This is a genomic window from Acetobacter syzygii (genome assembly GCF_000964225.1).
In the GTDB taxonomy this organism is placed as follows: domain Bacteria; phylum Pseudomonadota; class Alphaproteobacteria; order Acetobacterales; family Acetobacteraceae; genus Acetobacter; species Acetobacter syzygii.
The window spans coordinates 162,229-174,460 of sequence record NZ_BAMZ01000009.1 but is presented as its reverse complement, the minus strand read 5'-3'; the positions used below and the strand labels follow the sequence as shown (position 1 = coordinate 174,460).

The 12,232-nt window shown below is 57.3% G+C and carries 11 protein-coding genes; 7 read left to right on the top strand and 4 right to left on the bottom strand.

The window, feature by feature from the left end; translation table 11 throughout:
- Positions 1–2: 2 nt before the first annotated feature.
- On the bottom strand, positions 3–521 hold the full coding sequence (locus Absy_RS04650) for a hypothetical protein (RefSeq protein ID WP_146802563.1): 519 nt from the start codon (positions 519–521) through the stop codon (positions 3–5).
- Between the two features lie 243 nt (positions 522–764).
- Between Absy_RS04650 and Absy_RS04645 the strand changes: the two genes are divergently transcribed.
- Positions 765–992 carry a DUF3126 family protein gene (locus Absy_RS04645; protein WP_048853553.1) on the top strand — a complete coding sequence of 76 codons (228 nt, stop codon included), beginning with the start codon at positions 765–767 and terminating at the stop codon, positions 990–992.
- Between the two features lie 75 nt (positions 993–1,067).
- Here the strand turns inward: Absy_RS04645 and Absy_RS04640 are convergent, their stop codons facing one another.
- Positions 1,068–1,688: a DUF2939 domain-containing protein gene (locus tag Absy_RS04640; protein WP_048853552.1), complete on the bottom strand. Its 621-nt coding sequence runs from the start codon at positions 1,686–1,688 to the stop codon at positions 1,068–1,070.
- A gap of 191 nt (positions 1,689–1,879) precedes the next feature.
- On the opposite strand from Absy_RS04640, the gene Absy_RS04635 reads away from it, so the two are divergent.
- The 4 genes from Absy_RS04635 (at position 1,880) to Absy_RS04620 (ending at position 6,890) form a co-directional block, all read left to right on the top strand.
- Positions 1,880–2,647 (top strand): HesA/MoeB/ThiF family protein, encoded by a 768-nt coding sequence (locus Absy_RS04635; protein ID WP_048853551.1) that lies wholly within the window; start codon positions 1,880–1,882, stop codon positions 2,645–2,647.
- Between the two features lie 375 nt (positions 2,648–3,022).
- Positions 3,023–4,045, top strand: coding sequence for an SH3 domain-containing protein (locus tag Absy_RS04630; RefSeq protein WP_048853550.1), 1,023 nt, complete (start codon positions 3,023–3,025; stop codon positions 4,043–4,045).
- Positions 4,046–4,078: 33 nt separating this feature from the next.
- Entirely contained in the window at positions 4,079–5,539 is a 1,461-nt protein-coding gene (pyk, locus tag Absy_RS04625) for a pyruvate kinase (protein WP_048853549.1), read from the top strand.
- A gap of 127 nt (positions 5,540–5,666) precedes the next feature.
- On the top strand, positions 5,667–6,890 hold the full coding sequence (locus tag Absy_RS04620; protein ID WP_048853548.1) for an SMP-30/gluconolactonase/LRE family protein: 1,224 nt from the start codon (positions 5,667–5,669) through the stop codon (positions 6,888–6,890).
- A gap of 72 nt (positions 6,891–6,962) precedes the next feature.
- Here Absy_RS04620 and Absy_RS04615 read toward each other — a convergent pair whose 3' ends face one another.
- Positions 6,963–8,120 carry an MFS transporter gene (locus Absy_RS04615; protein ID WP_048853547.1) on the bottom strand — a complete coding sequence of 386 codons (1,158 nt, stop codon included), beginning with the start codon at positions 8,118–8,120 and terminating at the stop codon, positions 6,963–6,965.
- 251 nt (positions 8,121–8,371) lie between these two features.
- On the opposite strand from Absy_RS04615, the gene typA reads away from it, so the two are divergent.
- Together typA and Absy_RS04605 are read left to right on the top strand one after the other, a co-directional pair.
- Positions 8,372–10,192 carry a translational GTPase TypA gene (gene typA / locus Absy_RS04610; protein ID WP_048853546.1) on the top strand — a complete coding sequence of 607 codons (1,821 nt, stop codon included), beginning with the start codon at positions 8,372–8,374 and terminating at the stop codon, positions 10,190–10,192.
- A 368-nt stretch (positions 10,193–10,560) separates the two neighbouring features.
- Positions 10,561–10,860: a hypothetical protein gene (locus Absy_RS04605; RefSeq protein ID WP_048853544.1), complete on the top strand. Its 300-nt coding sequence runs from the start codon at positions 10,561–10,563 to the stop codon at positions 10,858–10,860.
- A 108-nt stretch (positions 10,861–10,968) separates the two neighbouring features.
- Here the strand turns inward: Absy_RS04605 and Absy_RS04600 are convergent, their stop codons facing one another.
- Positions 10,969–12,231: a D-amino acid dehydrogenase gene (locus tag Absy_RS04600; protein ID WP_048853543.1), complete on the bottom strand. Its 1,263-nt coding sequence runs from the start codon at positions 12,229–12,231 to the stop codon at positions 10,969–10,971.
- Position 12,232 lies beyond the last annotated feature (1 nt).

Below are 12,232 nucleotides of genomic sequence, written 5' to 3'. Positions count from 1 at the left end.
ACTCAGGCCCCGCGCAAAGGGTTTTTGAGCGTATGCAGGCAGATTTGCGTGCGCGTGCTCAGGCGAATGTCATGCACTGCTGTTACCGCCTGTTCTGCCTGCTTGCGCCATGTGGTGGACATACCGGCAGGGGAGCATACGGTCTGGGTGCTACCTGCTTTCTGGCTATTGGGTTCGGTCGCGCTGAGCACGGTTGCAGGCTGGCGTGGCAGAATAACCTGCATGGTGTGTTCAAGTGTTTGGGCTGTGTGGGCATCCGTTTGAGGCAGAACGGTTGCTACAATGCGGGCCGCTTCGGGGCGGCCCTGTGCCAGAGCCTGCATAATGCTGGTCCACCCATGTTGCCGCGTCAGTGTTATGGCGGTCTGGGCGATATCATCATGTGTGGCCATGTACAGAGCGTGGTCGGTTCTATCGCTTTGCGTGGTTGGCGGTAGCGGCTTGTTCTGCGCAGCCATCACGCACAGCCCGGCAGACAGGCACACAAGCAAAGCGGATAAAAGAGGGCGCAGCGGTCGCACGGTTAATGGTCTCCCTTACTAGGAGACTCTAGTAGCAAGGCCGAAAATGGCGCGGACATGGCAAGGGCATGGCACTGGTGCGAAAGGTTGCGGCCCCGAAGCGGGATAGCCTATAGGGTGCGGGATAGATCGGAAGGCGGATGCGCCGGGGTTGTGGTCGCCTGATGGTTACGGGGTGATCTGGTTTTCTCCGCGTCCCGTTTTTCCTGATGCGTGATTTTGCTCGACTAAGGAATGAATGACATGAGCGCTTCTCTCTCTGCTCCAGAGATTACCCGCCTGCAAACTGCGCTGCGCCGCCTGCTGGGTTCGCCTGATCTGACCGTCAACCCTGCACCACGTGCTGGTATGTCGGTTGAACTGGCAGTTAAGGGCGAAGTTATTGGCACCATTCATCGTGATGATGAGGATGGTGATGTTAGCTACGCAGTGAACATGGTTGTCCTTGAAGAGGACCTCCCCCCCGCCTAAATGCGCGGCCTTAATAAAAAAGCCAGCCTTCCCTTGCGGAAGGCTGGCTTTTTTTGTGCGTTCTGTGGTGCCGGATCAGGCGTTGGATGGGGTGGCGGATGCCTGCATTACGGGTTCGCGCCGCATGGGAAGTTCCACATTGGTAATCTTCCAGTTCCAGCCCTGTATGCGCAGCTCAACCCGCAAGGGTGTTTCGCGTTCATGTCCGGGCAGGGGGAGTTCCATAACAAACTGGTCCAGCCGGTTGAAGTGGACAGACGCCCGCGTGGCCAAAGAGGCAAAAGACGGAGCCGTTGCCTGTGCCGCAGGGGCATTGGCGGGCATGGCCTCATCTATAAGTGTGCCAAGGTTGGCCTGGGTTACGGTGGTATCCACCGCGTTGGATACGGCGGTAGATGCAAAAGAGGAACCAAATTCGGGCAGTTCATCCGCTGCGGGCTGTACGTTCAGGTGCAGGCCAGCCAGAGTTTGCCGCTTGAGCGATGCATCCAGCGATCCCCAGTTGATCATGCGGCCAAGTGCCGTTGCATCATGGTGTTGCAGGTCGGAAGCAGCGGACCACAGCGTTACAAAAGGGGAAGCAAGATAAAGACCAAACGATGCGGCAGCAGCGGTAACACACACCCGGCGCGCGGTCTGGCGGCGGGTCAGACTGGCTGGCCGGATTGTCGGTCCGGACTGGGTGGAGGTTGTCATGCTACGCATTCCTCATATGTCTTGGTTGCAATTCTTATATAACAGATACCTTCTTTTAACCACATAATAATGTGTTGGGTTCCCTACGTTATGACAAAAATATGACCTTTGTTACATGGCGTTAGGGTGTTCATAACAGCCGTTATGGACCATGCGGTCACGAAGTGTTCAGGAGCGGGTAAAAGAGACCAATGAAGCTTGACCTCAGCGAAAATGAAATCCAGCGCTATTCTCGCCATATTTTGTTGCCCGAGGTCGGGGGCACTGGTCAGGTCGCGTTAAAGAACGCCTCTGTTCTGGTTGTGGGGGCTGGCGGTCTGGGTGCGCCGGTTGCGCTTTATCTTGCTGCCGCCGGTGTGGGCCGAATCGGCCTTGTGGATGATGATGTGGTGGACCTCTCCAACCTCCAGCGGCAGGTGGTGCACACCACGCACTCCATCGGGCAAAAAAAAGTGGAGTCCGCCCGGCACCAGCTTGCGGCTCTGAACCCCGAAATTACGCTAGAAACATGGGACATGCGGCTGGATGGACCAACGGCTCAGGAACTTGTGGCCCGTTATGATCTGGTGTGTGACGGATGCGATAATTTTGCGACGCGCTATGCCGTGAATGCTGCGTGTGTGCGGGCGGGCAAAGTTCTGGTTTCTGCCGCAGTGCAACGGTTTGAGGGGCAGTTAGCCACGTTCAGCCCCGAGCGGGGAGGGGGCTGTTACAACTGCCTGTACCCCGCAACAGATGGTGAGACCACAAGCCTGAGCTGTGGTGAGGCCGGGGTTTTTGGTGCGGTTACAGGCGTAATGGGCACCTTGCAGGCAACGCAAGCCCTTAAGGAACTGCTGGGCATAGGTCAGTCGGGTGTTGGGCAACTGCTGATGTGGGATGCCCTGCGCATGAAGTTTACAACCATGGCGTTAAGCGCGGACCCGGCTTGCCCGGTTTGTGGCGGTGGGCATGGCTGAGTTTTTGGTAGGGCTGGAATAAGTCAGGCAGAGCTGGTGGCGCATCGTTGTGTGCGTGTCGGTCTTGGCAATCCGGAGGTATTGTGGCGCGTACTGGGTGTAAGGGGGAGCGTGGTTATGGTTTGCGACTCCGTGAGTAAATACGGTGTGTTCAACGTACAGGTGCCACTGCGGGTGCGTGCAGGGCTTGGCCTGTCCAGTTTTTTTGTTTGTGCGGTTTTGGCAGACAATGAGGATTGTAAACGTGTCCGGTAAAGGAAAAGCAGGGTTGCGCTTGGTTCTGGCACCTGCTTGTTCTGCTATGGAATGTAAACTGGTGAGCGAAGTGTGCGGAGCCTCTTGCCCCCGCGTCGCTCTCTTGGCAGGGATGCAGCCATGATGTGCATTTGCTCTTCTTTCCGTTTTCGTCTGCTTGCCTGCGCGGTGGGTGGCATGGCTGTTTTTTCTGGCATAACGGCGCCTGCCGGTCTTGCGGCCCAGACCACTCCGTCCGCCGTGCATAAACACCACAAGCACAGTGCGGCGGAGGCTCATGCGGCTACCGGGCATAAAGCTGGTAGTGGCAAGTCTGCCGCCAAAACCAAAGCTGGTACAGCTACGGCAAAGAACGGCAAAAAAACCGCGCATCATAAAAAACATGCGCATGAACATGCTGTGGCGCAGGGCACCACACCACACCACGTGCCAGTAAAGCACCATGGTGCGGCGGTTGCCGCTGGAGCCGCAGCTGCCGGTGCGGCTGCAGGTGCAGCAGGCGTGGCCAATGCCGCCCCGGCTGCATCGCCCGATATGGCGGCCCCAGATGCGGGCGTGCAGACAGACCCGACAAAAGGGAGCGTAACGGGCCTGCCCTTGCCCCGTTATGCGGCCCTGCGTTCGGATGAAGTGAATATGCGTGCCGGGCCGGGGCAGCGTTTTCCCATTTTGTGGGTCTATCATCGTCGCGGAATGCCTGTTCGCGTGGAACGGGAGTTTGATGTCTGGCGTTTGGTAGAAGATCAGACCGGGCAAAAAGGCTGGATGCAGCAGGCCACACTGGCCGGTGGGCGTGATTTTCTGGTCCCCGGTGAACCCGCCGGGGATGAAACTCCCATTCCCACACAGGCTGGTAAGGATGGCGAGAAAGTTGCCCCCGCAGGCCATATGGATGCACGGGTAACGGCGAACATAAGCACGCTGGAAGACGTAAAAAAAATACCTGGAGCGGTGTTGATGCGTGCCAGTGCCGCAGACGATGCGGGGGTTGTTGCCGTATTGCGCCCCGGTACGGTTGGGTCGATCAAGGAATGTGCAGCAGGCTCGGCCTGGTGCAAGGTATCGGTCAAACAATATAACGGATGGGTGCCCCGCCGGGCCATCTGGGGTGTGGATGCGGAGGACGCAATCAGCCCGTCCTGATTTTACCGGCGGATTGTAAGGAGAAACGGATTTATGTCTCTTGTCACAACGCCGGATGTTAAAAAAAACGACTCTGTAGCGTGCCGCACCAAAATTGTGGCTACGCTTGGTCCAGCCTCGTCCGATTATGCAACCATCCGTGACCTTGCTCTGGCAGGGGCGGATGTGTTCCGCTTTAATTTTTCCCACGGGACTCATGCAGACCACGCCAGCCGCCACGCTCTGGTGCGGCAGGTTGAGCACGAGCTTGGGCGCCCCATTGGTATTCTGGCGGATATGCAGGGGCCAAAGCTCCGCGTGGGGCGGTTTGAAAATGGCAGGGTCGTACTGGCTGCTGGCGCCCTTTTCCGCTTTGATCTGTCGGATGCGTTAGGGGATGCAACACGCGTGCAACTCCCCCACCCCGAAATCATCAAGGTTGCTACTCCGGGTAGTCGCCTGCTGATGGATGATGGCAAGCTGTCCGTTATTGTAGAACACACCGGGCCAGACTGGCTGGAAACGCGGGTGGAAACCGGCGGCCCACTCTCCGACCATAAAGGTGTGAATGTGCCAGATGTGGCATTGCCCATTCCCGCCCTGACAGAAAAAGACAAGGTTGATCTGGCCTATGCACTGGAACTGGGGGTGGATTATATTGCCCTGTCCTTTGTCCAGCGGCCCGAAGATCTGGTTCAGGCCCGTGCTCTTGTGGGCGAACGGGCTGCCTTGCTGGCCAAACTGGAAAAGCCACAGGCCGTGGATAATCTGGCGGCCATACTGGAACTGAGCGATGCCGTTATGGTCGCCCGGGGTGATCTGGGCGTGGAACTGCCGCCAGAGAGTGTGCCCCTTATTCAAAAACGCATTATTCGTGAAGCACGTCGGCTGGGTAAGCCTGTTGTTGTGGCGACCCAGATGCTTGAAAGCATGATTTCCGCTCCTACACCCACGCGCGCAGAAGCGTCGGATGTGGCTGCCGCGGTGTTTGATGGGGCCGATGCGGTCATGCTTTCTGCGGAATCGGCTGCTGGCCAGTACCCACGGCAGGCGGTGCAGATTATGAACCGTATTTTGTGGCGGGTGGAGCAGGATGCAGGCTGGCAGGCCCATATGGCCGCAGCCCGTATGGCCCCGGAAGACTATGTGGCGGATGCCATCGCCAGTGCAGTACAGCAGGTTGCTGCCACACTCCATGCACCTGCCATTGTGGCCTATACCCACAGGGGAGCAACCGCGCTGCGGATTGCGCGTGAACGTCCAACATGCCCGGTTCTGGGGGTTACACCCACGGCACAGGCCGCGCGGCGGTTGGCTCTGGTATGGGGGGTACGGGCGTTTGTAAGTGCACCGCATACGCTCTCCACCACAGTGGAACAGATGGTAGCGGATGCGCTGGATGTTGTGGGGCGTGCGCAGGTTGGCGCTCCAGGCGACTCTGTTGTAATTGCGGCGGGTGTGCCGTTTGGTGTCAGTGGTTCAACCAACCTGCTCAGGGTTGCCAAAATTCCCTGAGCGTTATGCGGCTGTCCTTTATATGCCTGTGGTGACAGCCCCCCTGCGGCACGGTATGTGCGGGAGTGGAAGCGGGCGATGGCCGTATTGGCGGCGCATCGACATGCCAAGGCAGTAAGGGGCACAAATGGTCACCTCATTACGGAACAGATTGCTCAGACGGAATGTGCTCAAGGGCCTGTCTGCCGGGTTGGTGCTGCCGTATGCTGCCGCAGCGCGGTCCGCATGGGCGGCGGACCCGAACGCCGCCATAACGGCTTTTCCACCGGATGTGACCACCCAGCCACCACGGCAATGGGGGCCGGATGCTCCACCATCCTACACACCAGACCCCGATGTGGTGGTCATCGACCGCTCGTTCCGCGATCTGGTCAGTGGCAATGCCACCATCCAGCGTGTGTGGAACCATGGCGCATGGATAGAAGGTCCGGCATGGTCAGCGGAGGGGCGTTACCTGTTGTTCAGTGATACGGTAACAAGCCGCCAGTATCGCTATTTGTGGGAAACGGGGGACGTTACGGTTTTTCGCCCCGAATCCTATCATTCTAATGGTAATACGTTTGATTATGTGGGCCGCCAGATCTCGTGCGAACATTTTTTGCGCAGGGTTGTGCGGTGGGAGCACGACGGTTCCGTACACGTTGTTGCGGATCATTTTGAAGGCAAACCCCTGAATTCCCCCAATGATGTAATTGCCCACCCCGATGGGAGCATCTGGTTTACCGATCCGGGATATGGGGACACGGTGGCCGAAGGCCACGCCGATGCAGCTGGGGGAGCCACCAACCCCGATGGTCGCATCCGCTGGCGGGTAGGGGAGGAACTGATAGGCGCTGTGGGCGGGATGCATAAGCAGCCCGACCATACGTTCCGGGTAGATCCTTCCGGCCGGATCGATGTCGTGTTGACGCAGGAGCAACTCCCCAACCCGAACGGACTGTGTTTTTCGCCCGATTTTTCGCGCCTGTACGTTATTTCATCTGGGCGTCAGAGTGGCGCGGGCGGGCATGATGGGGATTTGTCCGTGCATGTTTTTGACCTGCACAAACAGGAACTGCCTCTTTCTAATCCGCGTTTGTTTACAAACATGCGCTTTGAAGGCGTGCAGATGGCTCCCGATGGCCTAAAGGCCGATATTTATGGCAACCTCTGGTGTGGGGTTGGCGGACCATTAGGTTTGTGTGGCGTGTTTGTTTTTAACCCCGATGGGCATTTAATCGGGCGTATCCGGCTGCCACATGGTGTTTCCAACCTGACTTTTGGCGGCCCCAAGCGGGACTGGCTGTTTATGTGCGCTGGAGAATCGCTGTACAGGTTGCAGGTCAATACTCAGGGTGCTGGCCCTGCATAACACCGCACACAGGGCGCGCCTGTTCATTTGCATGGAGCCAATACACAGGCTGGCGTGTTCGACTGTTGCGGGTCAGACGCTTTTTTTCAGCACCAGGGGCAGGAGTGCAAACAGCCCGCAGAGCGTTGCAGCAAACAGGGCCAGTCCATGTGGGCTGGCCTGCATGGCGGCAGCGCTTATGGCAGGGCCAGTAAAGCTGCCAATCCCCCATGCCAGAGAACACAGCGCGTAAATGGCAATCAGGTCACCATCGCGGTAGCGGTTGCCTGCTGCTGCCATGGCAACGGAATACATGCTGGCAAACGCGCCATCCCATACAAAAAGCAGCGGGTAGGCCAAGGCGGGCTGATGAATGGCCACCGGCCAGAGCAACGCTCCCCCACAGGTAAGAAAACCCAAGGTAATAAGCAGATAACGGCGGTTGGTCCGGTCGCTGATCCAGCCAATGGGAACCTGCATAAAGGTAGCACCCAGCAGCATGATGCTGAGCAGCAGGGTTGCGGCTCGCTCGGTCCAGCCGGACTGGATGGCATAAAGCGCCAAAAAGGATGTGGCCGCACCATCCAGCATGGCAATCAGCAGCGTTGCGGCAATGGCAATGGGGGCTAACCACAGGTAGCGCAGCAGCCTTTGCTGCGTTGGTGCAACCGGAGGGGGGCTGGTCATCCATGGTGCCATGATTGCCGCCCCCGCCAGAAACAGAAAGGCAGCCGTACCCCAAAAAGGCAGGTTGCCTTGCCGTCCGGTCAGGGTGAGCAGCGCAGGACCAAGGGCAATGCCAATGGAAAGCAGGGTGCTATACAGCCCCATAACGCGACCACGGGCATGGTTGTCGGTAATCTGGTTCAACCAGCTTTCGGACAGGACCAGAATAACCTCGCAAAAAGCTCCGAGCAGGATACGCAGCGGAAACCATGGCCATATGGAATGGCTTAACGGAAAAAGCAGCAGCGTAGTCGCGCCCCCCATCAAAGCCAGAAAAATGGCCCGTTTGGGTCCAAAACGCAGGGCAAGGCGGGGCATAAACGGGGCAATGGCCAGCGCACCGACTGCGTGCATCATGCTATTGGCCGCGACCATGCCCGCGCCATAGCCCCGGTCGGTCAGGTCAAGCGTAAACAGGGGTGCGCCCAAACCCATGACCAGCCCAAAAACCAGTCCAAGAGCGGCAAGGGTTGCCGTGGGCAAAAATTGAACGCGCGTATTCAATGGTGAGGCGAGACCCGGCATAGGGTTCTTTCAGGCGGAGTCGTAAAGGGAGTGCCGCTTGGCTGGAGCAGAAAGGAGGTGTTTTGAGGCTCTGGTTCTGACGCAGGAATGGCGCAGGTCAACCCCTATGTGGCGCGGACATAAGAATTTTACGTGCATTCTGGTGCTGGGAGGGCTATTTGTGCGGCCACGCAAACACCACAGCGATCGCTGCCCGCCCTTCCAAGCATGGAAGAGGCGGTACGGCGCGCAGGAGCAATCAGGCCGACTTCATGGATATCCGCAATATCGCCATCATTGCACACGTCGATCATGGCAAGACCACTCTCGTTGACGAACTGCTGAAACAGTCAGGCTCCTTCCACGAGCATCAGCATGTTGCTGAACGCGCCATGGACAGCAATGATCTGGAACGTGAGCGTGGTATTACCATTCTGGCGAAATGCACGTCTGTTGTGTGGAAAGACACCCGCATCAACATTATCGACACACCCGGACACGCCGACTTTGGCGGGGAAGTGGAACGTATTCTGAGCATGGTGGACGGCGCGGTTGTGCTGGTCGACTCTGCGGAAGGCGCTCTGCCCCAGACAAAGTTTGTGGTGGGTAAGGCTCTGGCCCGCGGGCTTAAGCCGATTGTCGTTGTGAACAAGATCGACCGTGGCGATGCCCGCCCGGACGAAGTTCATAACGAAGTGTTCGACCTGTTCGCAGCTCTTGGCGCCAATGACGAACAGCTCGACTTCCCCATGCTCTACGCATCTGGCCGTCAGGGCTGGGCTGACCTGGAACTGGATGGGGCCCGTAAGGACCTTAGCCCCATGTTTGACCTGATTCTCAAACATGTTCCAGCACCTGCACTGGACAAGGAAAAGCCGTTCGCAATGACGGCTACAATCCTTGAAAACGACAACTTCCTCGGTCGTGTGCTGACCGGGCGTGTGGAACAGGGCCGTGCCCGTGTGAACATGCCTGTTAAAGTGCTGCGTGCAGATGGTTCGGTGGTGGAAACAGGCCGTCTGACCAAGCTGCTCTCCTTCCGTGGCCTTGACCGCGTTGCGGTTGAAGAAGTGGAAGCAGGGGACATTGTGGCTGTGGCTGGTCTGTCCGAAGCGACTATTCCAGATACGATTGCCGCACCAGAAATTACCGCACCGCTGGAAGCTATTCCAGTTGACCCGCCAACCCTGTCCATGACCTTCCGTCTGAACGATGGCCCTCTGGGTGGTCGTGAAGGCAAAAAGGTAACGTCTCGCCAGATTCGTGACCGTTTGTTCAAGGAAACCGAAAGCAATATTGCTATTCGTGTGACCGACAGCCCCGAAAGCGAAGCGTTTGAAGTGGCCGGTCGTGGGGAACTTCAGCTGGGTGTGCTGATCGAAACCATGCGCCGTGAAGGGTTTGAGCTGACCATTGGTCGTCCGCGAGTGCTGTTCCGCACGAACGAAGAGACTGGTGAACGCGAAGAACCGTACGAAGAAGTCACCATTGATGTGGACGAACCCTATTCCGGCGTGGTCGTGGAGAAAATGTCTCTGCGTAAAGGCCAGATGCAGGATATGCGCCCCTCCGGTGGCGATAAGGTCCGCCTGACGTTCATCATCCCCTCACGCGGGCTGATCGGCTACCACGGCGAATTCCTGACCGACACGCGCGGTACAGGGATTATGAACCGCCTTTTCTTTGGTTATCAGCCTTATGCTGGCACCATTGAAGGGCGTCGCAACGGGTCGCTGATCTCCGCTGAAGATGGCAACACCACAACATACTCGCTGTTCTCCTTGCAGGACCGTGGCACACTGTTCGTGGATGCTGGCGAAAAAGTTTATGTTGGCATGATCATTGGTGAGCATTCCCGCGAAAACGATCTGGAAGTGAACCCGGTCCGTGAAAAGAAGCTGACCAACATGCGTGCATCCGGCAAAGACGAAGCTCTGATGCTGACTCCCCCGCGCCGCATGTCCCTCGAACAGGCTATTGCTTACATTGAAGACGATGAGCTGGTGGAAGTAACACCGTCTGCCATTCGTCTGCGTAAGCGTTATCTTGATCCGAACGAACGCAAGAAGCGCTCCAAAAGCCGCGAAGGCTGATTGGAACAAGGGGCCACGTGTAAACGTGGCCCCTGTTTTTTTGTGCGCATGGCAAGTCTGGCAATATGTGGCACAGATCACTTTTTTACTGCGCTGCTTTGCCTCAAAAATGTTAAGATTACTGCAACTACCAAGGAAAACCGCCCATTCCGGGTGGTTTTTTGTTGGTGGCATATGCAAATATGGCAAAAATACGGCAGTAGTGCGTTGGACACATAATATGTGCTAATATTGCGCAAATTTTAAACGCAGACGGCCAGTTTATGCCGTGATATGCATTAAGTCAGAAACCGGCCTATCGGGTCTACACATCGTTTTCCGAAGTAGAACCCAAAGCATTCTGGTCGGTTGTATTGGAGATTTAAGACATGATTTCTCGTCGTCTGCTCGCAGCTCTTTCCACTGTTGCCCTGATGGGCGTTGCAGCTCCTTCTTTTGCTCAGGAAGCTGCTGCTCCTGCTGCACCGGCAGCTGCCGCACCGACCGCTGCTGCACCCGCCGCTCCTGCTGCTCCGGAAGCCGCTGCACCTGCAGCAGCCACGGAAGAAAGCAAGAAAGCTGAAAAGCACGCCAAGCACGCTGGCAAGCACGGCAAGCACCACGGCAAGCACGCTAAAAAAGCTGCCGAAGGTGAAGCTGCTGCACCGACTGCTGAATCCGCACAGTAATTCTTCCGAACTGAAAAGCAGGGTTGCATAAGCGACCCTGCTACAGAACGGAGGCATAAGTGCCTTAAGTTAAAAGGGCCAGAGAGCTTAAGCTTTCTGGCCCTTTTGCTATGGTCGGTTGTAGCGGTTTAGCGCCAGGTCAAGGGTAGGAATATCGGTTTTGCGGCCGTCAATCATATCAGCAATCAGGCGGCCAGACCCACAGGCCATTGTCCAGCCCAATGTGCCGTGGCCGGTATTCAGCCACAAATTGCCAAACGGCATGGCTGGCCCAATGACTGGGGTACCATCTGGTGTGCAGGGGCGCAGGCCGGTCCAGTACGTGGCGGCACTCAGGTCGCCTCCACCATAAAGTTCGGAAAATGAGAGTTCGAGTGTTTCCCGCCGATCTGGACTGAGTTTGAGGTTGTAACCCGTTAACTCTGCCGTGCCGCCAACCCGAATTCTGTTTCCCAGCCGTGTAATGGAGACCTTGTAGGTTGCATCATTAATGGTGGCGAGCGGGGCGTGGCTCTCGTCCGTTAATGGTAAGGTCAGGGAGTAGCCTTTAACGGGGTAAACCGGCAGATGCAGCCCAAGTGGGCGGAGGAGGCGGGGGCTATAACTGCCTAAAGCCACAATATAGGCATCTGCGCTTAGGTGCCCAGCGCTGGTGCGGACGGACATAATCCGGCTGGCTGTGGCATCCAGCCCCTGAATGGTTGTGTTGTACAGAAAACGCACACCCTTGGCCTGTGCCATGCGGGCTAACCGCTGGGTAAAAATATGGGCATCTCCAGACTGGTCTTTGGGCAGGAAAAGGCCACCTTTAAGCAGGTGGGCAGAATGCCGTAATCCCGGTTCATGCTCCAGAATATCATCCACATTCAGGAGCTGGTGGGGCACACCACATTCGGCCAGCAAACGTATGTCCCGTTCGCTTTTGCTGATCTGCCTGTCGGTACGGAAAAGCTGGATCAGCCCCTGCTGGCGGTCATCGTAGGTCATGCCCGTTTCTTCCCGCAGGGCGTCAAGGCAGTCGCGGCTGTATTCGGCAACGCGTAACATGCGGGTTTTGTTGAGCGCGTAGGACTGGGCATTGCAGTTTTTAAGAAGCTGCTGAATCCAGCGCAGCATTCCTATGTCCAGCCGTTTGCGAATAACCAGCGGGCTATGGCGTGGGTGCAGCATCCACTTCATGGCCTGCCATGGCAGCCCCGGAGCAGCCCAGGGGGACGCATAACCGGGTGAAACCTGCCCCGCATTGGCAAAGGATGTTTCCTGCGCAGGGGCGGGTTGGCGGTCAATGACGGTCACGTCATACCCCAGAGCGTTGAGGTACCAAGCAGACGTAACGCCTACAACACCTGCGCCAAGAATAATGACTTGCACG